Genomic DNA, 21,735 nt, shown 5'->3' with positions numbered 1-21,735 from the left:
CACGTATTCCCGACGCAGCGACCGCGCCCGAGACGCACAAAATGCCAGGAGGACGTTCCGAGGGGGTGGTAGGGTCGCCATCCACATGCGCGCAGACCCCTTCACCTTTCAGGCTGACGACGGCGCGGAGGTCTTCGTCCACCGCTGGCTCCCTGACGACGGCAAACCCCGCCGGGGCGTGCTCCACATCGTCCACGGGATGGCCGAACATGGCGGCAGATACGCGCGTTTTGCCGAGGTTCTGACCGAGGCGGGCTGGGTGGTCTACGCGGGGGACGTCCGTGGCCACGGACGCACCGCACGTACGAACGACGATGTGGGCAGCTTCGCCCGCGAGGGCGGCTTCCAGCGGGTCGTCCGTGACCAGGAGCAGCTTCTCCGCCACGAGCGGGCCGAGAACCCGGGCCTGCCCCTCGTGATCTTCGGACACAGCATGGGCTCCTTCATCGCGCAGCGCGCCCTCATGGAGCGGAGCGTCGACGTGAAAGCCGCTGTGCTGTCAGGTAGCAGCGGCAAGCCCACCCCTCTGGCCGCGGTCGCCCGTACCGTGGCGCAGATCGAGCGCAAGCGACTCGGCCCCTCCGCGCCGAGCCCCCTCCTCAAGCAGATGGTCTTCGGCACCTTCAACGCGGCGTTCAGACCCAACCGTACCCCCTTCGACTGGCTCACCACCGACACGGCCGTGGTCGACGGCTACGCTGCCGACGAGCGCTGCGGCTTCACCCCCAGCGCTGGCATGTGGCTCGACGTGATGAACGGCACCGCCGAGATCTCCCGACCCGACATGCAGTCCCGCCTCCCCCCCGAGCTACCGGTGTACCTCTTCGCCGGCTCCGAGGATCCTCTGAGCGACCGCGCCAAGGGCGTCCTCCAGCTCGCCAGGGCCCTCCGCACCGCCGGCGTCCGCCACGTGGAGCTGCGCATCTACCCTGGCGGCCGCCACGAGATGCTCAACGAGGCCAACCACGCCGACGTGATGCGCGACATCGTCCACTGGCTCGACGCCAAGGTCCCCGCCCCCCAGGCCGCCACGGCGAGCTGAGAGGCCCGCCACGGCGAGCTGAGACGGGAGGCGCCGACGAGCGGTGCTCCTCAGAAGGGGTGGAGGCTGCTTCTCGGCTCCCGCCCGAACCGGAGACGCTCGATCAGAGCGGCCTCGCTGGTGACACGGGCGCAGCCTGGGAGGAGAGACCCCTGGCCAGGAGCGCACGCAGGTCCGAGCCGTGGCTCCGCAGCACCGCCAGGCACTCAGGGTCGACGTACTGCTCGGCGTCGGCGCGCTCCGCGGTGCGGAGCAGGACCTCAAGGACTGCGGGGAAGGGATGCCCGGTGAGGGTCCCCGCGCAGAGCGCCGCCTCTTCGGCCCGGTCCTGCTCCTTGAACCGGCCGTAGCGTTCCACCAGCGCCTGCAAGCCCGTCCAGGCAATCTTGCGACCTTTCCGCAGCTCGTACCGGTTGAGCCCCAGCACCCCGATGGTCGTCTCGCCTTTGGCAGAGCCCTCGCGCGCCAGCATCAGTCCTTCCCGCGGGCGCAGCTCCAGGTGCATGCCCGGCTCCTCGGCGGTGGGATCGACCAGCAGCGGTTCTCCTTGCAGGCTCAGGGGAAACTGCGTCCGCTTGTGGTGGTTGTTGCAGCGGTCGCAGGTGAGCAGCAGGTTCTCCCAGCAGAACGCGCGCTCCGGGAACCGTGACCTGGGCCAGAAGTGCTCGATGGCGTGCCCTGCGGAGTCCTCGCAGTACATGCAGCGCTCGACGCCACCCGCCATCTGCTTCAGCGCGTGCCGGACCTCCTCGCGGTAGCGCCTGTCCAGGGGCCTACGTGAAGCCCACCTTGCGTTCGCCACGGCTACGGGCCGTGGAGCACTCAGCACGGCCCGGGCATGGCGCCACAACCACACCCGCGCTTTTTTACCGAGCGGAGTGCGGAGGATTCTCCTCATGACACCGCGGCCACCTTGCGCAGCGCCCTCTCCACCGCTGCCGTGGCCGTCTCGGGGAAGGCCCGGCGCAGCCGCTCCAGCTCCTGCGGCTCTTCTTCGTTCAGCGTGCCGTCGAACTCCCGCACCTCCAGGATGGCCAGCCGCTCCCGCGCCCGCTCTGCCTGGTCCGAGTGCGGGTACTCCAGCCCGAAGAGCGAGCTGACCACCGCGTCGTCCGCACCCCCGGTGACCACCCGCCGGTGAGTCTCCTCGTCCACGATCTCCGCCACCGGCTGCCCTTGCCCCGGCGGCGAGAGGCGCACCAGCGTATCTGCCGCCTGGCAGATGAAGGGACTGTGGGTGGTCACCAGGAACTGCGTCCAGGGGAAGTGCTCCTTGAGCCAGAAGCCGATCCGCTTCTGCCAGGAGGGGTGCAGGTGCAGCTCCATCTCGTCGATGAAGACCACCCCGGGGTGAGGAACGATGACCCGCCCGTCGGGCCTCTGCTCCAGCGGGGCGCCGCGGCTCACCTGGTTGGCCACCTGGCTCACCAGGTCGAGGACCAGGGCGGCGGTGGTGCGGTATCCATCGCTGAGGCTCTGCAGGGACAGCTCCGTACCTCGGTGCCGCACCCGCAGCCCGGTCGGGGAGACCCCGAGCATGTGGAAGTCCCCCGGGAGCAGAGCGTCATTGAGCAGCCTGAGGGTCAGCTCGAGGAGCCTCTCCGCGTCGGCATCGCCCGAGAGCCGCTGATAATCGAGCCTCTGCAGCCACTGCACGCTCTCGGCGAGGTAAGCATCTTCCCGGAACAGACCTGCGCTCCGGTGCGCGTGCGACTGCATCAGCGCCGTCACGTCATCCAGGCGCCCCACCACCCTGCGGGTCGGACCGTAGGCCGCCATGAACGACACCAGGTTCAACGGGCCCTCCGTGATGAATGGCGGGAGGTCATCAAGGCTGTTGCGCCAGATCTTTTCTTCGCGGAGCCATCTGGCATTCGCCGCGAGGGGCGGAGCGCGCCGCGCGAACGGCTCGGGCGTCGTGGCGTCCGTCACCACGTGGAAGCGCTCCAGCTCGATCCGGACGGACCCCTCTGCGCAGCCGGCATGAATCCAGTCCGGCACCCGCTCGAAGGCGATCCCGCTGGCGGTCTGGCCGTCGATCGCCACCGCCATCGCCCGCAGCAGCGTCGTCTTGCCGCTCCCGTTCGCCCCTGCGAACACCGTCCAGCCGGCGAGATTGTTGATCCTCCCGCCGTCCGTCAGGTCGAGATCGACCCCGTCCTCGCCGTCTCCGAAGCCCTTGATGTTGCGGATCTCGACGCGCGCGACGTGCATGGCGACCCCGCCTCCCCCGTGCTCCCCCCCGCACTCTGCCTCAGGTCACGGCTTGCGCGTTCTCGATGGCGTCCTCGCGCCGGTCGCGCAGGTTGCACGCCAGCACCCGCTTGCGCACCCGCACCGCCTCCGGCGTCACCTCCACCAGCTCGTCGCCGTCGATCCACTCCATTGCCGTCTCGATGTTGAGCACCTTCGGAGGCGCGAGCAGGACGTTTTCGTCCTTGCCGTGGTTGCGCACGTTGGAGAGCTTCTTCTCCTTGATCACGTTGCAGTCCGTGTCGTTGTTCCGGTTGTGCTCGCCCACGATCATCCCCTCGTAGACCTCCACGCCCGGGTTGATGAAGAACTGCCCGCGCGGCTGCAGGTGGTGCAGCGCGTACGGCGTCGCCACCCCGGCCCGGTCGGAGACGATCGCCCCCGTGGGCCGCCGCATCATCGGCCCGCCCCAGGGCGCCCACCCGTCGAACATGGTGTTGAGCAGCCCCGTCCCGCGCGTCGACGTCAGGAACTCGCCGCGGAACCCGATGAGCCCCCGCGACGGCACCTTGAACTCCAGGCGCGCCCGCCCGAAGCCCGGGTTGGTCATCTTCACCATCCGGCCTCGCCGCGTGCTCAGCCGCTCCGTCACCACGCCCACGAAGCTCTCGGGCACGTCCACCACCACGAGCTCCACCGGCTCCACGATGTCCCCGTTCACCTCGCGGGTCACCACCTCGGGGTTGGAGAGCTGCACCTCGTAGCCCTCCCGGCGCATCGTCTCCACCAGGATCGCGAGCTGCAGCTCCCCGCGCCCCAGCACCAGGAACGTGTCGGGTGACTCCGTGGGCTCCACCCGGATCGCCAGGTTGCGCATCGCCTCCTTCTCCAGGCGGTCCTTCAGGTGCCGGCTGGTCAGGAACTTCGACTGCTTGCTCTTGCCCGCGAACGGCGAGGTGTTCACCCCGATCCGCATCTTGATCGTCGGCTCTTCCACCACGATCCGCGGCAGCGCCTCCGGGTGGGTCGGCACCACGATGGTGTCTCCGATGGTCGCCGAGTCGAGCCCGGCCACGGCCACCACCTCGCCCGCCGACGCGCTCTGCACCACGCCTCGCTTCAGCCCCTCGAAGGCGTAGAGCACCTTCACGCTCCCGCGGGTCTGCCCCTCCTCGCCGAGCACCAGCACTTCCTGGTTGTTCTTCACCGTCCCGCGCACCACGCGCCCCACTGCGAGCTTGCCCACGTAGTCGTCGTGCGCCGTGTTGCAGATGATGATCTGCAGCGGCCCCTCCGGGTCTCCCGCCGGCGCCGGCACCTTCGACAGGATGGTCTCGAAGAGCGGCGTGAGGTCCGTCGCCACGTCCGTCATCTCCTTCTTCGCCTGCCCCAGCTTCCCGATCGCGTAGAGCGTCGAGAAGTCGAGCTGCGTGTCCGAAGCCTCCAGATCGCAGAACAGATCGAACACCTCCGAGAGCACCTCGTGGGGCCGCGCGTCGGACCGGTCGATCTTGTTCACCACCAGGATCACCGGGAACTTCCGCTCCAGGCACTTCGACAGCACGAACCGCGTCTGCGGCAGCGGCCCCTCCGCCGCGTCCACGAGCAGGATGGCCCCGTCGGCCATCATCAGCGTGCGCTCCACCTCCCCGCCGAAGTCGGCGTGGCCTGGCGTGTCCACGATGTTGATCTTGGTCCCCTTGTAACGGACGCTCGTGTTCTTCGCGAGGATGGTGATCCCCCGCTCCCGTTCGAGGTCGTTCGAGTCCATGACCCGCTCGACGACCTCCTCGTTCTCGCGGAAGGCGCCTGCCTGCCGGAGCATGTGGTCGACGAGGGTGGTCTTACCGTGGTCGACGTGCGCCACGATCGCGATGTTGCGGAGGTTTTGAGCCATGTCGGCGGCATGCCCCTAGCATGCTGCCCGGCGGAGCGCGAGAGGGCTGCCGGCCTCCATGGCGTCACCTTCCTCAACCCTGGTATGGGAGGCCCCATGGACCTCGCGCTTCTCAAGGTGATGGTTGAACAGCAGATCCCGTTCAACCGCTTCCTCGGCTTGGAGCTCACGCATGCCGAGCCCGGTCGGGTTCGCCTGGAGCTGCCCTTCCGCGACGACTTCCTCGGCGACTGGGCCCGCGCCGCCCTCCACGGCGGCGTCATCAGCATGGTCGCCGACGTCGCGGGCGGCGTCGCCGTCTGGTCCACGCTGGAAAGCCCCTCCCTCCGCGTCTCCACCATCGACCTGCGCGTCGACTACCTGCGCCCCGGCAAGACCGAGCGCCTCATCGCCGAGGCCGCGATCGTCCGCGTCGGCGGCCGCATCGGCGTCTCCGACGTCCGCCTCTTCCACCCCGGCGCCGAGGACCACCTCATCGCCACCGGCAAGGGCGTCTACGCCATCAAGGCCCTCAAGCACCCCCCCGCGGCCCCGCCCGCGTAGACCCCGCGCGCCCTTGTGCGGCCTGCGCGCCCCCTACTCGCGCCCGCCGCCCTGACGCCCTGCCGCGACGTTGAGCCTGCACGCGATGTTCAGCGACAGCGCCACCTCTTCCAGCGACCTCACCTGCTGCTCGATCGGCCCTGGCGGCGTGCAGTCCACCACCTGCAGTGGCGCCGCCCCGCCCTGCGCCACCTCCGTGAAGGAGCGCACCCGCCGCACCCACCGCTCCGTGAGCGCTGCCCGGTGCCCTTCCGGATCCTTCACCAGCGGCCTCGGATCCGCGAAGGTCGCCCCCCGCCGCCCCTCCGGCACCGCCGCCGCCCGCGCCACGACCTCCCGCGTCACCTGCTTCAGCGCGGAGATCAACCGCATGCGCCCCCAGTAGTCGAGCGACGCCGCGAGCGGCACCTCGACCAGCCCGTCCACCGTCACCGCGATCATCTTGACCTTCTCGGGCGCCTTCTCCCCGGGCGCCTTCTCGTCGTCCGCGGCCTCGGCCTTCTTCGTCGCCGCCTTGCTGTACGACAGCCGCATCGGCGTCGCGGTCATCCCGCACATCTTCACCTTCGCCGCCCCCTGCGTCACCTGCTCCAGCTCCTTCGCGATGGCCGCCACCGTCGCCTGCGCCGCCGCGATCGCCTGCGCCTCGCTCATCTCCGTCTCCCGGAGCGCGAACCCCATCTCCAGCATGTCCGGCCTCACCACCAGGTCGGACGTCGCCCCCCGCTGCGGCACCGAGGGCGCCGAGGGCGAGGAGGTGAAGCTCTCCGACGCGGAGCTGAAGCTTCCTGACGAGTAGGCCGTGAGCGAAGGCGCCGAGGGCACCGTCGACGGCTCGTACATCGGAGGGGTCGCGGCGCAGCCAGCCGTGGCGAGGGCGAGGAGGAGCAGCGCAAGTCTCATGGCCGGCGAGCCTACACCCGCGCCGCCGTGACGAGAGCGCCCTATCGATCCCTCAGCGGTGCACCACCACGGCCGTCGTCGCCCCGTTCTCCTTCGTCGCCCCTGCGCCCGTCGCCCCTTGCCACCCCTCCGGCACCTGCGGATCGCTCCACCCGAACAGGTACGCCGCGTCGATCGGCGACACGTTCACGCACCCCGCGCTCGTCGGCTCCCCGAACCGCTCGTGCCAGTACGCCGCGTGCAGCGCGAAGGGCGGGTTGAAGTACTGGGTGTGGGGCACGTCCGCGATCCAGAAGCTGCGGTTCTCCCCCTTCTCCGGCGACATCGTCGCTGCCCGGTCCTTGAACGTCACGTAGAACGTCCCCCGCGGCGTCGTGCTGTCCTTCACCGGATCCCGCCCTGGCACCGACACCCCCCCGGCGCCTGGCGACATCAGCGTCGCGAACACTGGCGTCCTCCCCTCGTACGCCGTCAGCGTCCCCAGCGTCACCCGCACGTGGATCCACTTCTGCCCCTCGGCCACGCCCCCTGGCAGCTTCTTCGCCGCCTCCACCACCGTCGCGTCCTCCTCGGCCATGTAGAGCGTCGCGCCCCCCGCGTCCCGCTCCCGCGTCTCCAGGAACACCCGCCCCCCGTGCTCCACCTGCTCCCCGGTGAGCTGCACGAACGACCGCAGCGCGAACTCCCCCCCGGCCACCTCCACGCCGCCACCTGCCACCCCGCGGTACCTGGGCCGCGCCTGCTTCCGGACCCACGCGAGGGGCAGCTTCACCTCCGCCCCGAGCCGCGTCCCCTGGAACGTGCTCGGCCTGAAGGGCCGCACCCGGTCCGCGGGCATCAGCGTGTTGTCGGCCGACAGCAGCCACGTGCGCCCTTCTGCCTCGAAGGACCGCGTGAACGACACCATCGAGCCCAGCGGCATGTCCTGCCGCACGAGCCCCATCCGGTCGCTCAGCCCCTGACCTCCCCGCAGGAACTCCGGCAGCGCGTCCACCGCCGGGATCGCCTCCACCACTGCCAGCGCCTCGTGCCCGCTCAGCGTCTTCGGCAGCGGCCTGAACGACCCTGCCTTCCCGAACTTCGTCTCGAACCGCGCCTGCTCTGCCCGCGTGGGCAGGCGGTTGTACATCGGCGCCCCGTTCGACAGCGCGTACCGGTACGGGAACGCCCCTTCCTTCCCCCGCGTCGCCTCCGCGATCTCCACCGACCGCGGCGCCGGTGCGAGCGTCACCGTCCTGTCCACGCACACGTATCCCCGCGGCTCGACGGCCAGATACCCCCCCGGGCACCCTGTCCCCCGCACCTTCTCTGTGCTCCGCAGCGCCACCGACCCCCCGTTGCGCACGTACCCCAGGTACTTCTCCCCCCGCGCCGGCTCTGGCCAGATCCACGTCACGTATCCCTGGCTGGTGAGCCTCGGCCGATCGTCGATGGGCGCTGCCTCCTTCGTCGGAGCTGCTGCGGGACCCTCGTGCCCCTTGCTGGCGTGACCTGCCTGCCCATCGCTGACGCGACCTGCCGCAGCCTGTCCGCCGTGGGCTGCCTGCATCCCGGGGCCGGCCTGCGCGAGCCCCGTTGCCCTTCCTTGTGCCGTCGTCGGGGCCTGCATCGCGAGCGTGCCGCTCCCGGCCATCCGCGGCCCGTCCTGCGGAGAGGCGGCGGGGCTCGGTGCCCCCGGAGCCGCACTGGTGCCGTCCACCGCTCCGGAGTCTACGTCCCCGTCACTGCGCGTCGGGCTGGAGGAGTCTGCCTGGACTGCCCCGCCTCGCTTCTCCTGGTGCAGCGATCCTGCTCCCGCTCCCGTCGCGAGCCCTCGCCGCTCACTTTCCGTGGCGCCCCCACAAGCGAACGCATGCACGAAGGGGAGGAGCAGCAATACGGATCGAGGTGACATCGGATTCAGCTTTCTTTCGTATCCGATCCTGCGCGCCCCGCCAACGCGCTCCCTTGCGCCCCGCCCGCAGTGTGGTCCTTAGGTCCGGCCATGAAGCGCCGCTTCAACACCGCCGGACCTTGCATCACCGAGCGCCACTGCATGGTTCAGGCGGCGCGCCGCCTGTCCGAGATACCCGCCCTCGTGGAGCGGATGGAGTTCGTCAACATCCAGCCAGCTCCCCGCCAGAGGGGCAACACCACCACCCTGCGCGCGCTCGCCCAGCACCTCACCGCGTCGGGCCGGTATGCTGCGGTCGCCTTCTCTTGCGAGGATGGAGGAGCCTGGAGTGACGACATCGGCTCGGCGCACCGTGCCTTGCTGAAAAGCCCCCTCCTCAGCGCCGAGAGCCAGCTCCCGCCCGAGCTGCGGCCACCTGCCGTCGACACCGAGGGCGACGAGGGACTCGTCGGCACAGCCCTGAGCACCTGGGCGCGCGCCTGTCCTCGCCCTCTCGTCCTCTTCTTCGACGAGATCGACGCCCAGCGCGGCGCCAGCCTGCTCAGCGTCCTCAGGCAGCTCCGCGCCAACTTCCCGAGCCGTCCTGCCCACTTTCCTGCCTCCGTGGCCCTCTGCGGCCTGCGCAACGTGCGCGACTACAAGATCGCCAGCGGCGGGGATCCTGACCGGCTCGGCTCCTCCAGCCCCTTCAACATCAAGATCAAGTCCCTCCGGCTCGGCAACTTCACCCTCGCCGAGGTCCGCGAACTCTACGCCCAGCACACCGCCGAGTACGGCATCGGCCGCGGCCGCATCGACCTCCTCGTCCGCTGGCCCCACCTCGCGCCTGACCGCTCCCGACGCCTCAGCGCTGCCCGCCAGGCCCCGCGTGCAGCGCTGCATCCGGCAGGATCCCCAGCCTCTCCCAGCGGATCTCCCCGTCGAGCACCGAGACGTGCACCAGCACCACCCGCCCCACCACGGCCGACATCGGAAGGGCACCGAAATGCCGGCTGTCGTGAGAGTTGTCGCGGTTGTCCCCGACCACGAACACGCTGTCCGGCGGCACCGTGAGGTCGACCTTCACGTCCGATTCCGACGCGGTCCGGAGGGTGTCGTAGGCGTGGCCGTCGAGCGTCTCCCGCCACACCGCACCCTTCTGCGTCTCCTCGCCCCCGTACCCGCCCCAGGTCACGTCACCGTCGACGAGCGTCGCTGCCACCGGCGCCCCGTTCAGCCGGATGGAATAGCCATCGATCTGGAGCCGGTCGCCTCCGACCGCGAGGACGCGCTTCATGAACCGCTGGCGTGGGTTGCGGACATCCGCGTGGACCACGATGTCCCCGCGGGCAGCTTTCCCCGCGAGCGCCCCCTTCGCGACCAGGACCTGATCACCGGGGATCAGCGAGGGGATCATGCTCCCCGTCGGCATCCGGAACGCCTCCACCAGGTGCTCCCGCAGCGCGGCCGCCGTGCTCACGGACGGCGCGACCTTCAGCGTCAGCTCGGCGCCTTCGAGGTGCAACGCCTCCTTCAGACCCGCACCCCCCTGCGCCGCGGCCCGCGCGAAGCTCTCCTCGAAGAACGCGCGCACGGCGGCGGCCCCGCTGGCGTCCGGGAAGCGCAGGCGGACCTCGACGGCATCTGCGCCAGTGACGAAGCGCAGGGCAGGTGCACGGTCCCGGGGCGCGAGCTGCGCCGCGAACGCGAAAGGCGCCTTCGGATCGACCTCCGCGAGCCACGCCCCGAGATCCACGGACGCGCCGCCGCCGGACCTGCTGCCTCCCGTGACTGCCGGCGCCCCCACGCCCTCGCGCGAAACCAGGACCGCCCCCTCCGGGAGGGCAGCCACCTGGAGCGCCGGCATCCCCGCAGCTCCCGGGCTGCCGCCTTCGGCACCGAGCATCGCGTCGAGCACGCAGCGCACGGCCTCCGCGCCTGGCGTCCCCTGCAAGGCCATGGCGAACGCGCCTGACCTGGCGACGCCACCTTCCAGCGTGTGAATCTCCGTGCGCCCGTCGAGGCCACACCCCTCCATGTACGGCGTCCAGGGGAACTGCGAGGCGCTCCCCATCCCGAAGGGCAGGTTCGGCAGCGCGTCGAACTTCACCCGCGCCAGCATCGCGGCTCCCGCTGGCGCGTGCCCGCCCGCGAAGGGGACCGGAACGGACGCGCTCTCGGGCGTCGCAGGCATCACCTGCCCAGGCGTCGACGGCGGAGGCGCGGCCGGTGCACAGGCAAGCCCGGGGAACAGGAAACACGCGACGAACCACCAGCAGCGCATCCCCGTCACTCTACCAGCACCCCTGCCGCACTCCTGCCGCAACCGTCGGCATCCTCGCGGCATCCTCGCGGCATCGTCGTCGCATCCCGCGCAGGCCCTGGACGGGAAGGCCCATGGCCGCGCTTCCCGATGCTCCCCCGCCCGGAGATCCTCGCCACCACGGCCTCGGTGTTCTGGCCCGTGTCGCGCGCTGTGTTAGATTGGGCAGCGGGGGGTGCCATAACATGTCGTTATGGTCAGGCTCCTCTCACCTGGACCATGAGCGGCGTGCACGCCGAGCGCAGGCGACCTGCCGCCTGCGTGCACGCAGTGCCCGGCAACGAACGCCGCGCGCGGCGTGCTCGGCGTGTGCGGGAGACCGTGACAGAATGACCACCACTCCTCTCGACATGCGCCCCATGCGCATCGATGCGGACGGCCACGTCGTCGAGGACATCGCCGAGATCTCCCGCCGCCTCCCCCACTGGAATGGCGCCGCCGCCCCGGGCCTCTTCGGCCCCTTCCCCCACCTCGACCACCTGCACCACGGCGTCTGGGTGCCCCCGCAGGGCTCCTTCGGCAACCCGGGCGTCCATGGCTGGCAAAGCTTCATGACCGAGCTCGGGCTCACCGCGGCCGTCCTCTATCCGACCGCCGGCCTCTCCATCGGCAGGCTCATGGACGCCGCCTACGCCCATGGACTCTGCCGCGCCTACAACGACTGGATCCACGACGCCTACCTCCTCCGCGACAGCCGCTTCCGCGCCATGGGCCTCATCGCCATGCAGGACCCCGACCTCGCCGTCGAGGAGCTGCGCCGCTGCGTCGAGGAGCTGGGCATGGCCGGCGCCATGCTCCCTGCCAACGGCCTCAAGATGCACCTCGGCTCCCGCGCCTATTTCCCCGTCTACGCCGAAGCCGATCGCCTCGGCTGCGCCCTCGCCGTGCACGGCGGCCCCCACCAGGGCCTCGGCCTCGACACCTTCGGCGTCTTCGCCGCCGTCCACGCCCTGGGCCACCCCATCGCCGTCATGGAGGCCATGGTCGCCATGCTCTTCCACGGCGTCTTCGACCGCTTCCCCCGCGCCCGCTACGGCTTCCTCGAAGGCGGCGTCGCCTGGATGCTCCTCGCCCGCGAGCGCTCCCACGGCTCCTGGAAGGCCTTCCAGCCCGTCGACCCCCGCGGCGAGCACGCCCGCCTCCGCCCTGGCGAGGGCTTCGCCGCCTACATCCAGCGCCACATCGACGAGGGCCGCATCTTCGTCGGCGTCGAGGGCGACGAGCCCGACCTCCCCTATGCCGTCCAGGTGCTCGGCAACAAGCCCTGGATCTTCTCCACCGACTTCCCGCACGAGCACGGCGCCGACAAATCGCAGCACGAGCTCACGGAGCTGCTCGACGGCGACGCCCTCTCCGCCGCCGACAAGATCGCCCTCGTCCACGACAACGCCGCCAGGTTCTACGGCCTGAGCCGCGCTGCCCGCCCCACCTGACCCCGAGCCTCACCCACCCCGTGCGGACCTTGCCAGCAACGACCCGAAACCCTCTCCGGAAGCGAGGATTGATGACCCGTCTCTTGATTCCAGCGACCGCGGGCGTGGCGCGCCACGCCGTGGACGACAACCTCCGCGCCCTCGTCGAGGGGGGCGGCTACGGCACCTACCTCGGCCTCGGCCAGGTCGTCTCCCTGTCCAGGGACGACGAGCCCATCGTCGGCGACGAGGCCTCCGAGTTCAGCCGCGAGGCCGCGCACCACCCCGAGCGTTACCGCCCCATCGTCCGCTTCGTGCGCGACCTCTGCGACCGCGCCGGCCTCACCGCCCCCCGCATCCTCGACTTCGGCTGCGGCCCCGCCATCCTCTCCGCGATGATCGCCCGCGCCATCCCCGCGGCGCACGTCACCGGCGTCGACCTCTCCCGCGACATGCTCACCCTCGCCGCCGGCACCCTCCAGTCCTTCGGCGTCGCCGGGCGCATGACCCTGCACCACCACGACGCCCGCCTCGTCGCCCGCGAGGCCGACCACCTCGCCGACGTCGTGGTCTCCCGCAACATGCTCCACCGCATCGACGGCCTCGGCGACACCCTCACCCGCATGGTCTCCGCCGCCCGCCCTCGCGGCGGCATGGCCTGCTTCACCGCCTTCCGCCAGGTCTCCGACCTCGGCCCTGCGGGCCAGGCCGCCTTCGTCGCCGCCGTGCGCGAGCGCCGCGTCACCCGCGACGTCGAGAACCTCGTCCGCTCCTTCGTCCGCGCCCACCTGAGCGCCCCCTCCCTGGAGCAGTACCGCAAAGCCGCCGGCACCGTCGCCCGTCACCTCAACGTCCGTGAGGTGCGCGTCTGGGCCGGCAACAACAACAACGTCTGCCTCTACTTCCAGCGCTGAGAACCCACGCCACCATGAATACCCGCACCGCCCGCGACACCCGCTCCACCACCTGCGACACCAGCAGCCACCCCGCCCGCCCCACGCTGCGTGACGTCAGCGCCGACGTCAGCGTCGACGTCAGCGCCGACGTCAGCGCCGACGTCAGCGCCGACGTCAGCGCCGACGTCGGCGTCGACACCTGGCGCGACTCCGCCCGCCCCACGGTGCGTGACGTCCGCGCCGACCGCGACCGCCCCACCTTGCGTGACGTCAGCGCCGACCGCGTCCCCGACAGCACCCGCCTCCGCGCCGTCCAGGCCAGCGACACCGACCTCGACTGCCTCCTCCGCCGCCACCAGGGCCGCATCCTCCGCCCCACCCAGTTCCTGCGCCCGGACGAGGCCCCGCGCCCCGGCATGGAGCCGGTCTGGATCAGCCCTCTCGCCGACAAGCGCTACGAGCTGCTCGTCACCGACGCCCTCACCCGCGAGGACCTCGTCGGGGGCGTCCTCGTCCGCTTCGCCGCCGACCTCGCGTACTTCGAGGTCCGCATCGACGACACCGCCGACCTCACCGCCACCACCGAGGCCGCCTACAGCCGCATCTTCCAGGTCACCCAGCACCTCGCCGCCTACCGCCTCCTCCGCCTCTGGAACTACGTCCCCTGCATCCTGCGCGGCGCCGACGACCAGGAGCGCTACCGCCTCTTCAACGCCGGCCGCTTCGCCGCCTGGCAACAGCACGGCCCCAAGGACGACCAGGGCGACCCCCTCTACCCGGCCGCGACGGGCATCGGCGCCCACGGAGGCCCCCTCGTCATCCAGGTCCTCCTCACCCGCCAGCGCGTCGATTACGTGCAGAACTACCGCCAGGTCCCTTCGGCTTGCTACTCCCGCAAGTTCGGCGTGCGCCCGCCCGTCTTCGCGCGCGGCAGCCTCCGCCGCGGCGGCGACTTCTCCGACCTCATCGTCTCCGGCACCGCCAGCATCGTCGGCGAGGAGACCGCCCACACCTGCATGCGCGCCCAGTCCGCGGAGACCGTCCGCAACCTGCAGGCCCTCCTCTCCCGCAAGAACCTCGGCGGTACCAGCTTCTCCCTCCTCGGCTTCCACTCCGTCCGCGCCTACGTGAAGCACCCCGAGGATCTGCCCGAAGCCCAATTCGAGCTGGAGCGCCACATCTCCCCCGAGCACATCATCTACCTGCTCGACGACATCTGCCGCCCCGGCCTCCTCCTGGAGGTCGAGGGCATCGCTGCCTGACCGACCCGTTGCCACGCCACCGCCACGCCCGCCTGCGCCTGGCCCTCGCCGAGGGCCGCCCGCTCCCCCGGGAAGCCCCCTGACGCGGCTCCGATCAGGCATGCCCGACGTGACGTCCGGACTGCGCTTTCAAGGGGTCTCCCTCCCCGGGGATCGGGATGTCTCCTGTTCCGGATGGCCAGCCCTCATGTACTCTCCACCTCCGGTCGGATGTGAGCCTTCTCATCTTTACTCGGCGTGGGCGGGACATGGGTCACCAGCGGCGATCAGGCGAGAAACGAAGGCGCGAAACGAAGGCAAGAGCGCGGAGGCCTCGATGAGCGCCGAGGGCCCTCCTCCCAGCAAGCGCGGCGCGGCCCTCGACGCGGGGCCCCCCCTCCCTGGCCTCTCCAGGCACGCGCGCGCCCCGCGCCTCGAGCCGCTCCGGGTCTCGCTGGTGGTCACCCACCCGCGCGGCGTCGAGGTGGCCTTGCTTCACCCGGACGTCCCCCTCGTCCTCGGCCGCTCCAAGCCCGCGATGCTGCGCTTCGACGACAGCGCCCTCTCCCGCGCCCATGCCCGCTTCACCCTCACGGGCGACCAGGTCCTCGTCGAGGACCTCGGCTCCACGAACGGCACCTGGCACCACGGCAAGCGCTTCAAGCAAGCCGAGCTGACCCTCGGCGACTCCGTGCGCCTCGGCAGCCTCCACGTGCGCATCGAGCGCCTCGGCGGCGACAGGCACGCCTCTCCTGGTGCTCCTGCCATTTCCGCCGCGTCCGCCGCCGCCCGCCCCGAGGACGACGCCTCGCCCCACCAGGACGCCCCCACCCTCGCCGACGGCGACTTCGCGCGCTCCCTCGCCACCGAGCTGCAGCCTGGCCGCGTCGACCTGCACACCGACCCGCACGTCGAGCACGTCGAGCACGCCGAGTGGCACGTCGGCGATCGCGTCACCTACCCCGGCGAGCCCGACATGCCCCCCGAGCTGCTCCTCACGGGCATCCGCATGCGCCCCCTGCTCGCCCAGGCCGAGCGCGCCGCCACCGCCCGCGTCCCCGTGCTCCTCTGCGGCGAGACCGGCACCGGCAAGGAGCTGCTCGCGCGCTACCTGCACGAGCGCAGCTCCCGCCGCGGCGCCCCCATGTTCTCCGTGCAGTGCGGCGGAATCCCCCGCCTGGCCCAGGAGAGCCACCTCTTCGGCCACGACGAGGGCGACTTCCCGGGCGCCGTGCAGCAGAAGGGCGTCTTCGAGGAGGCCAGCGGCGGCACCGTCTTCCTCGACGCCATCGGCGAGCTGACCCTCGAAGCCCAGGCCGCCCTCCTCTGCGTGCTCGACACCGGCCGCATCGTCCGCCCGCACCGCGAGATCCCCGTCGACGTGCGCGTCATCGCCGCCACCCACCGCGACCTCGACACCATGATCGCCGCCGGCCACTTCCGCGACGACCTCTACATGCGCTTCAACGGCGCGACCCTGGTCGTCCCCCCGCTGCGCGAGCGCAAGGACGAGATCGTGCCCCTCGCCGAGCACTTCCTCCGCCTCGCCAACGACGCCAACGGCCGCACCGTGCACGGCTTCCGGGTGGACACCTTCGAGACCCTCCTCCGCTATTCCTGGCCCGGCAACGTGCGCGAGCTGCGCCACGCCATCGAGCACGCCGTGGTGTTCACCGCCTCCGACGAGATCACCCCTTCCGACCTCCCCCGCGCCGTGCGCGAGCCCTCCCTCGCCCGCGGCGCCATCCTGGAGACCCTCACCGAAGACGGCGCCGCCGCCGCCCTCGAAGCCAGCTCCCCGGGCCTCCTCGACGAGCGCTCCCGCCTTCAGCGCGAGGAGGCCGTGCACCTCCTCCAGGCCCTGGAAGACGCCGACTGGGACAAGACCAGGGCCGCAGAGGCGCTGCAGATGCCCCTGCACGCCCTCGTCTACAAGATGATGGTCCTCGGCCTGCGCCGCCCGCAGATGTGACGCGCTGACGCGCTGACGCGCTGACGCCCTGACGCGCTGACGCGCTGACGCCCTGACGCCCTGACGCCCTGACGCCCTGACGCCCTGACCGTGAGCATCGTGTCGGTGTACGATGCAATGGCGTTCGAGGCGATCTCGGGCAGGCGCGGAGGCGGGTCGATGGTGGGCCGGATGGCGGTCGTGGCGCTCGGACTTCTGGTGGTGGGCTGCACCGGCAACGTCGTGGTGCTGTCCGGGCCCGACGAGACGCCGATTCCTGCCAACCCTGAGCCTCCGCCCGAGCCCTTTCCCGAGCCCCTTCCCGAGCCCCTCCCTCCGGAACCCCAGCCCACGCCCCTCGGCTTCTGCCTGGGCGACGCGGTCTCGACCGGCACGATCGAGGCGACGGCAGCCGAGGGCGGGCCCGTGGGGGAGCTGGTCCCGGGCAACTGGTACGCCATCGAGACCAGCGGCGGCCCCTGGTTTGCGCACGGCGGAGGCTCAGGACCCGCCTATTACGGCGCGTGGGTCTCCGACGACGGTGGCGTCACCTGGTTTCGCCTCAACGACAGCGCCGACGACGGCAAGGACTTCACCGTGGCGTGGGGCGCCGCCGCCGAGCCCGTGGGCGCCAGCTACCAGCGTGGTTACTGGCAGGCGACGGGCACCAGCATCCGCATCCAGGTGGCCGACCAGGTCTTCGAGGACAACTCCGGCAGCCTCTCCTGGACGCTGTTCGACGCCTATCCCTGCGACTGACCTGACTTTCCACGCGCTCGGACGCCAGGCGCAGCAAGACGCCCGTGCAAGCCAGGCCGCCCGTGCAAGCCAGGCCGCCCGTGCAAGCCAGGCCGCCCGTGCAAGCCAGGCCGCCCGTGCAAGCCAGGCCGCCCGCTGTCCCCTGTTCCGCACGACCAGCCCTCATGTACTCTCCCGGTCCAGTCTGCGGTGATTCTTCTCTTCGATGTGCGGACAGGACATGGCCGATCACGAGCGACGATCAGGCGACGATCAGGCGACGAACAGGCACGGGCACCGGGAGGTCACCATGGCCGCTGAGGGCCCTCCCTCCAGCGAGGGCGGCGCCGCCTCCGACGCGGCGTCCGTGCGCACCACGCAGCCGGTCCCCAGCAGCATCCTCCGGCACGCGCGCACGCCGCGCCCCGAGCCGCTCCGGATCTCGCTGGTGGTGACCCACCCTGGCGGCGTGGACATGGCGTTACTCCACCCTGGCGTCCCCTTCGTCCTCGGCCGCTCCCGGCCGTCGATGATGCGCTTCGAGGACAGCGCCCTCTCCCGCACTCACGCCCGCTTCACCCTCACCGGCGAAACCGGCGAGCAGGTCCTCGTGGAGGATCTGGACTCCACGAACGGCACCTGGCGCCACGGCAAGCGCCTCAAGCAGGCCGAGCTGTCCATCGGCGACGCCGTGCGCCTCGGCAGCCTCCGGGTGCGGGTCGAGCGGCTCGGCGGGGAGAAGCGCAGCGACGGGGCGGTGACCTCCGCGGATGAAGGCGCGGCGCACGTCGGTGGAGGCGCGGCCCGCATGGTGGAAGGTGCGGCCCGCGCCGGGGAGAGCGTGGCGTATGTCGAGCCGCTCGTGGCGGGGGCCGGGATGCGCCCCCTGCTCGCGCGGGCGGAGCGCGCAGCCACGGCGCGGATCCCGGTGCTCGTTCAGGGCGAGACCGGCACGGGCAAGGAGATGCTCGCGCGCTACGTGCACGAGCGCGGGCCACGCCATGAGGGCCCCCTGATCTGCGTCAACTGCGGCGCCATCTCCGCGTCGCTCGTGGAGAGTCACCTCTTCGGGCACGAGAAGGGCGCCTTCACGGGCGCCGTGCAGCCGCAGAAGGGCGTCTTCGAGGAGGCCAACGGCGGCACCCTGTTCCTCGACGAGCTGGGCGAGCTGCCCCTCGCCGCCCAGGCCACCCTGCTGCGCGTCCTGGAGAGCGGGCGCATCACCCGGGTGGGCTCGGCCCGCGAGATCCCCGTCGACGTGCGCGTCATCGCCGCCACCCACCGCGACCTCAAGGCGATGAGCCTCGCCGGCAAGTTCCGCGAGGACCTCTACTTCCGCCTCAACGGCGTCACCCTGGTCGTCCCCCCGCTGCGCGAGCGCAAGGAGGAGATCGAGCCCCTCGCCGAGCACTTCCTCCGCCTCGCCAACGAGGCCAACGGGCGCGCGGTGCGCGGCATCCAGGAAGAGACCTTCGAGGCCCTCCGGCGCTACCCGTGGCCCGGCAACGTCCGCGAGCTGCGCCACGCCATCGCGCAAGCCGTGGTGCTCACCACCTCCGACGAGATCAGCGTCGCCGACCTGCCCCGGGCCGTGCGCGACGCCGCCCCCCTCCGCGAGGCCGCCCAGTTCGACGACACCGTCGCCGACGACGAGGCCGCCGCCGCCCTGGAGGAGGGCGGCGTCGCACACGGCCCGAGCGGAGCCGGCTACCGGTCACGGATGCTCCAGAAGGAGCGAGGCGTGCTGCTGAGCGCCCTGGAGGCCGCCGGCTGGAACAAGACCAAGGCCGCGCAAGACCTGCAGATGCCGCTGCGCACCCTGGTCCACAAGGTGAAGACGTTCGGCCTGGTGCGCCCGCCGAAGTGAGGGGGAGGGGGGAGTAGCCGTAGGATGGGTCCGAGGTGTTCCGCGGACAGGTCCGAGGTGTTCGCGTGACACCATGTGAGTTGTCACGGGAACAGGTCCGAGGTGTTCCGCGAACAGGTCCGAGGTGTTCCGGGAACAGGTCCGAGGTGTTCCGCGAACACCTTCGAGGTGTTCCTGGAACAGGTCCGAGGTGTTCCTGGAACAGGTGACACCGTGTTCTCGCTCACTACGCAACCGGTTGCGCGAGCAACCCATTGCTCGATCGGTTCCGGATCGAGCAATGGGTTGCGTAGGATTTCTCCTGATGAGGGTGTCGCGCTCAAGGATTCCGCAGTGTTGCAAGCTGCGCCGTCCGCGGCACACGGCTTGCGAATAGGCCAGGCACGCACGGCGCCACGGTGCCGTGCCGGCTGTCGATCCCTGCGCATGCGGCGCAGAGGAGGAAGGCGGCCTTCATCGAGCCCTGTTCACGGAGCCAGTCATGGCCACGGTCACTCACGGAACGATCACCATCACCATCGACGACCTGCTCGCGCCGCCCCAGCAGGCGGGGAAGCTGTCGAAGCGCGACATTCGACGCACGGCCAAAGCGCCGCACAGTGTGGGCCGCCTCTGCAACCAGGCCGCCGACGCCCTGGAGCGCGCCGGCACGACCTTCTCGCCACCTCCCGGTATCACCGCCCAGGCATTGCGCGATGCCGCGATGCGCGTGGACGGCACCGACCAGTGTCTGACCGATCTCGACGTGGTCCGCGAGAAATTCCGTCAGTCACACCTCATCTTCGGCGCGGACGCCTGGAAGCTGGTGCGGCAGATGAACGATCACGTGAAGGCACAGATGAAGCACGATCCGGAGATCGGCGTCATCTTCCAGCAACTGGTCGAGGCCTTCGCCGCCTTCTACCGTCGCCCGCCCACCGAGGTGGAGGAGGACGAAGAAGCGGAAGAGGCCGAGGAGGAGCCGGAGAAGCCCATGCCCGCGGGCAAGTCGAGCTGAACCAAGCCGAGGTGAGTTGACGGGGCCGCGGTCAGCACGAGAGCCCGTGCTGGCCGCGGCTCGCGGGTCTCCTGCTGCCCGAGGTACTTCTCCGTGGCGGCGAGGAGCCGCGCAACGTCACGCGTCATCTCGGGGCGCTTCATGCCGCGGCGCAAGTCCTCGGGGGGCGCGTACGCCTGAAAGTTCTCCGGGAACGTCTGCTTGAACTGGAGCGCGATGCCCTTGCCCATCACGCCCACACAGTTGACGGTGGTCACCAGGGCGTCGACGCTCGCTGCCAGCAGGTTTCCACGCGCGCTCTCGATCCTGTGCGGTGATCAATGTACCATTCAGGCCTGACCAACACCCGGTTTTGGGGCGTGGAAGGTCATGGTCATGGTGCGGCGGTACGGGGACGGCATCTCCGCCTCTGTCGTCTGTTCGTGAGAGCTGGCCTGTGTGATCGAAGCTGGCCCTGCAACCTCATCCCTACGGATGCGATTCCGCTGGATGTGGGCACAGGGGATGTCTTCACGGAGTGAGCGTTGCGCAGGGATGCGCCAATGGGGTCGCTGATCGCCCTGGCTGGACAGAGGAATTCAAGCGGGGACCATGTTCATGCTCCACCGTTACCAGCTCGTTTTCGCAGGTGTGGCCGCCTGCGTCGGTGGTGCGTGTGGCATCGTCGGGGAGCCGTTCTCTTCGCGCGTGGAGCCCACGACGGCGGAGCCCAGGCCCGAGCACGGTGAGGGTGGCGATGCCTCCTGCGCGAGCTGCGGGGGTGGGGGAACCACGGCTCCCGGCAGCGGTGGTCACCCGGCGGGAGTCGGCGGGAGTGGCGGAGGGGGTGAGGGAGGCGGCATACCCGGCACCACAGGACCGTGGGCCGGCGACCTTCAGCTCGGCACGTCCGGGGACGACATGATCAATGCGCTGACGGTCGATGCGGAGGGCAACCTTTACTTCACGGGATACGAGCAGGGTAGCTTTCAGGCCGAGAACCTGAAGCCCACCGGGAATGCGCGCAGGGTGGTGGCCCGGTACGATCGAGGCGCCTCTCCGGTACGGTACCGCGGGCTCTGAATGGCCAACCGCGATCGCCTTCGATGCCGAGGGAAACGTCTATGTGGCCGGCACGACGAACGGTGCGTTCGCCGGTTACGCGAACCAGGGGACCACGGACGTCTTCGCGCTCGCGTTCGACAAGCGGGGGCTCGTGCAAGGCGCCTGGCAGGCCGGTAGCTCGGAATACGATAGGCCGGCCGCGATCGCTGCTGGCGTTGAGGGTGAGGTCTACGTGGCGGGGGAGACGTCAGGAAGCATTGTGCCAGGCAGCGCGCATCAGGTGGCAAGGACATGTTCCTGATGAAGACGTCGCTGTAAGCCCGGATGAGCGCCGGTGAGGCGCAGCGCCAGGTACGGCGGGAGACCGTCGCGGAGCGCGCCGCGCGGACTACACTCGCCGGATGCTTCGCCCTCTCTCCTGAGGTCTGGGCGCGCTCGCCTGCCTCGCCGCCCTTTCCGCCACGAGTGCTGCCGGGGCGGGGCCGGCCGCGGAGGCGAGGGCGCCGGCCAACCCAGGGACGGCCGCGGCGACGGCCGCGGGGGCAGCGACGAGCACGGACCCAGCGATCGACGCGCGCGTCCCGGGGCGCGATCTGGGGACATGGGTGGTGGGGGATCGCGTCGAAGAGGGCGAGGCTGCTGTTCGTTGACACGCGTGGCGGCGGCCGGGCACCGTGGGTGATCGCACGGGGGCGTGAACACGGATGGCCACGAAGAAGACGGCGACGCGGAGGGCGAAGGCTGGGGCGGGGAGCAAGGCTGAGGCCAGGGGCGAGGTCGCGGTCGGGAGCAAGGACGGGGGCGGGAGCAAGGAC

18 protein-coding genes and 1 pseudogene are annotated in these 21,735 nt (G+C 70.8%); 11 read left to right on the top strand and 8 right to left on the bottom strand.

Going from position 1 to position 21,735, the window contains the following annotated elements; translation table 11 throughout:
* Positions 1-85 precede the first annotated feature (85 nt).
* A complete protein-coding gene (locus CAP_RS28435; RefSeq protein WP_044246779.1) occupies positions 86-1,042 on the top strand; it encodes an alpha/beta hydrolase in 957 nt (318 codons plus the stop codon).
* A 103-nt stretch (positions 1,043-1,145) separates the two neighbouring features.
* On the opposite strand, the gene CAP_RS45740 is transcribed toward CAP_RS28435, so the two are convergent.
* The 3 genes from CAP_RS45740 to typA form a co-directional block, all read right to left on the bottom strand.
* A complete protein-coding gene (locus CAP_RS45740; RefSeq protein WP_197041391.1) occupies positions 1,146-1,844 on the bottom strand; it encodes an HNH endonuclease family protein in 699 nt (232 codons plus the stop codon).
* A 92-nt stretch (positions 1,845-1,936) separates the two neighbouring features.
* Positions 1,937-3,256: an ATP-binding protein gene (locus CAP_RS52645; protein WP_044246778.1), complete on the bottom strand. Its 1,320-nt coding sequence runs from the start codon at positions 3,254-3,256 to the stop codon at positions 1,937-1,939.
* Positions 3,257-3,296: 40 nt separating this feature from the next.
* Positions 3,297-5,132 carry a translational GTPase TypA gene (typA, locus tag CAP_RS28420; RefSeq protein ID WP_044246777.1) on the bottom strand — a complete coding sequence of 612 codons (1,836 nt, stop codon included), beginning with the start codon at positions 5,130-5,132 and terminating at the stop codon, positions 3,297-3,299.
* A 96-nt stretch (positions 5,133-5,228) separates the two neighbouring features.
* Here typA and CAP_RS28415 point away from each other — a divergent pair, with 96 nt between their 5' ends.
* Complete coding sequence (locus CAP_RS28415) at positions 5,229-5,675, top strand: thioesterase family protein (RefSeq protein ID WP_044246776.1); 447 nt, start codon at positions 5,229-5,231, stop codon at positions 5,673-5,675.
* 33 nt (positions 5,676-5,708) lie between these two features.
* Here the strand turns inward: CAP_RS28415 and CAP_RS28410 are convergent, their stop codons facing one another.
* The 4 genes from CAP_RS28410 to lepB all read right to left on the bottom strand — a co-directional run bounded on the left by CAP_RS28410 (position 5,709) and on the right by lepB (position 10,735).
* Positions 5,709-6,578, bottom strand: coding sequence for a hypothetical protein (locus CAP_RS28410; protein ID WP_044246775.1), 870 nt, complete (start codon positions 6,576-6,578; stop codon positions 5,709-5,711).
* A gap of 52 nt (positions 6,579-6,630) precedes the next feature.
* A complete protein-coding gene (locus CAP_RS28405) occupies positions 6,631-8,277 on the bottom strand; it encodes a L,D-transpeptidase (RefSeq protein WP_156041218.1) in 1,647 nt (548 codons plus the stop codon).
* Positions 8,278-8,550: 273 nt separating this feature from the next.
* A complete protein-coding gene (locus CAP_RS28400) occupies positions 8,551-9,354 on the bottom strand; it encodes a hypothetical protein (protein WP_044246773.1) in 804 nt (267 codons plus the stop codon).
* Complete coding sequence (gene lepB / locus CAP_RS28395; protein WP_044246772.1) at positions 9,317-10,735, bottom strand: signal peptidase I; 1,419 nt, start codon at positions 10,733-10,735, stop codon at positions 9,317-9,319. Before lepB ends, CAP_RS28400 begins: the two co-directional genes overlap by 38 nt.
* A gap of 368 nt (positions 10,736-11,103) precedes the next feature.
* On the opposite strand from lepB, the gene CAP_RS28390 reads away from it, so the two are divergent.
* The 7 genes from CAP_RS28390 to CAP_RS28360 all read left to right on the top strand — a co-directional run bounded on the left by CAP_RS28390 (position 11,104) and on the right by CAP_RS28360 (position 19,876).
* Complete coding sequence (locus tag CAP_RS28390; protein WP_044246771.1) at positions 11,104-12,207, top strand: amidohydrolase family protein; 1,104 nt, start codon at positions 11,104-11,106, stop codon at positions 12,205-12,207.
* 71 nt (positions 12,208-12,278) lie between these two features.
* Positions 12,279-13,100 carry a class I SAM-dependent methyltransferase gene (locus CAP_RS45735; RefSeq protein ID WP_052376190.1) on the top strand — a complete coding sequence of 274 codons (822 nt, stop codon included), beginning with the start codon at positions 12,279-12,281 and terminating at the stop codon, positions 13,098-13,100.
* 14 nt (positions 13,101-13,114) lie between these two features.
* Positions 13,115-14,344, top strand: a complete 1,230-nt coding sequence (locus tag CAP_RS28380; protein WP_044246770.1) for a chorismate transformation FkbO/Hyg5 family protein — start codon at positions 13,115-13,117, stop codon at positions 14,342-14,344.
* Between the two features lie 316 nt (positions 14,345-14,660).
* Entirely contained in the window at positions 14,661-16,295 is a 1,635-nt protein-coding gene (locus CAP_RS45730; RefSeq protein WP_052376188.1) for an FHA and sigma-54 interaction domain-containing protein, read from the top strand.
* Positions 16,296-16,385: 90 nt separating this feature from the next.
* The gene (locus CAP_RS28370; RefSeq protein WP_156041216.1) at positions 16,386-17,033 is read left to right on the top strand and encodes a hypothetical protein; all 648 of its coding nucleotides are present in this window, start codon (positions 16,386-16,388) and stop codon (positions 17,031-17,033) included.
* 289 nt (positions 17,034-17,322) lie between these two features.
* The gene (locus tag CAP_RS28365; protein ID WP_063748767.1) at positions 17,323-18,879 is read left to right on the top strand and encodes a sigma 54-interacting transcriptional regulator; all 1,557 of its coding nucleotides are present in this window, start codon (positions 17,323-17,325) and stop codon (positions 18,877-18,879) included.
* Positions 18,880-19,360: 481 nt separating this feature from the next.
* Entirely contained in the window at positions 19,361-19,876 is a 516-nt protein-coding gene (locus CAP_RS28360) for a hypothetical protein (protein WP_044246767.1), read from the top strand.
* 167 nt (positions 19,877-20,043) lie between these two features.
* Here CAP_RS28360 and CAP_RS55850 read toward each other — a convergent pair.
* Positions 20,044-20,181 (bottom strand): annotated as a pseudogene (locus CAP_RS55850) (type II toxin-antitoxin system antitoxin DNA ADP-ribosyl glycohydrolase DarG); the annotation flags it as partial.
* 286 nt (positions 20,182-20,467) lie between these two features.
* Here CAP_RS55850 and CAP_RS28355 point away from each other — a divergent pair.
* Both CAP_RS28355 and CAP_RS55845 read left to right on the top strand, forming a co-directional pair.
* Positions 20,468-20,938, top strand: coding sequence for a hypothetical protein (locus tag CAP_RS28355; RefSeq protein WP_044246765.1), 471 nt, complete (start codon positions 20,468-20,470; stop codon positions 20,936-20,938).
* Positions 20,874-21,221, top strand: a complete 348-nt coding sequence (locus tag CAP_RS55845; RefSeq protein WP_081865342.1) for an SBBP repeat-containing protein — start codon at positions 20,874-20,876, stop codon at positions 21,219-21,221. Before CAP_RS28355 ends, CAP_RS55845 begins: the two co-directional genes overlap by 65 nt.
* The last annotated feature ends 514 nt before the right edge of the window (positions 21,222-21,735 follow it).

Origin of the sequence: Chondromyces apiculatus DSM 436 (assembly GCF_000601485.1) — a bacterium.
Classification (GTDB): domain Bacteria; phylum Myxococcota_A; class Polyangia; order Polyangiales; family Polyangiaceae; genus Chondromyces; species Chondromyces apiculatus.
Note: the sequence above shows the minus strand (reverse complement) of the source record. Positions and strands in the feature narration are given on the sequence as shown.

Excerpts from the sequence above, each read along its gene's own strand:
- typA (WP_044246777.1), bottom strand. The coding sequence starts at position 5,132 with ATGGCTCAAAACCTCCGCAACATCGCGATCGTGGCGCACGTCGACCAC.
- CAP_RS55845 (WP_081865342.1), top strand. The coding sequence starts at position 20,874 with ATGCGCGCAGGGTGGTGGCCCGGTACGATCGAGGCGCCTCTCCGGTAC.
- CAP_RS28435 (WP_044246779.1), top strand. The coding sequence starts at position 86 with ATGCGCGCAGACCCCTTCACCTTTCAGGCTGACGACGGCGCGGAGGTC.
- CAP_RS45735 (WP_052376190.1), top strand. The coding sequence starts at position 12,279 with ATGACCCGTCTCTTGATTCCAGCGACCGCGGGCGTGGCGCGCCACGCC.
- CAP_RS28380 (WP_044246770.1), top strand. The coding sequence starts at position 13,115 with ATGAATACCCGCACCGCCCGCGACACCCGCTCCACCACCTGCGACACC.
- CAP_RS52645 (WP_044246778.1), bottom strand. The coding sequence starts at position 3,256 with ATGCACGTCGCGCGCGTCGAGATCCGCAACATCAAGGGCTTCGGAGAC.
- CAP_RS28410 (WP_044246775.1), bottom strand. The coding sequence starts at position 6,578 with ATGAGACTTGCGCTGCTCCTCCTCGCCCTCGCCACGGCTGGCTGCGCC.
- CAP_RS28355 (WP_044246765.1), top strand. The coding sequence starts at position 20,468 with ATGTTCATGCTCCACCGTTACCAGCTCGTTTTCGCAGGTGTGGCCGCC.
- lepB (WP_044246772.1), bottom strand. The coding sequence starts at position 10,735 with ATGCGCTGCTGGTGGTTCGTCGCGTGTTTCCTGTTCCCCGGGCTTGCC.
- CAP_RS28365 (WP_063748767.1), top strand. The coding sequence starts at position 17,323 with ATGGCCGCTGAGGGCCCTCCCTCCAGCGAGGGCGGCGCCGCCTCCGAC.
- CAP_RS45730 (WP_052376188.1), top strand. The coding sequence starts at position 14,661 with ATGAGCGCCGAGGGCCCTCCTCCCAGCAAGCGCGGCGCGGCCCTCGAC.
- CAP_RS28400 (WP_044246773.1), bottom strand. The coding sequence starts at position 9,354 with ATGCAGCGCTGCACGCGGGGCCTGGCGGGCAGCGCTGAGGCGTCGGGA.
- CAP_RS28415 (WP_044246776.1), top strand. The coding sequence starts at position 5,229 with ATGGACCTCGCGCTTCTCAAGGTGATGGTTGAACAGCAGATCCCGTTC.
- CAP_RS28390 (WP_044246771.1), top strand. The coding sequence starts at position 11,104 with ATGACCACCACTCCTCTCGACATGCGCCCCATGCGCATCGATGCGGAC.
- CAP_RS28360 (WP_044246767.1), top strand. The coding sequence starts at position 19,361 with ATGGCCACGGTCACTCACGGAACGATCACCATCACCATCGACGACCTG.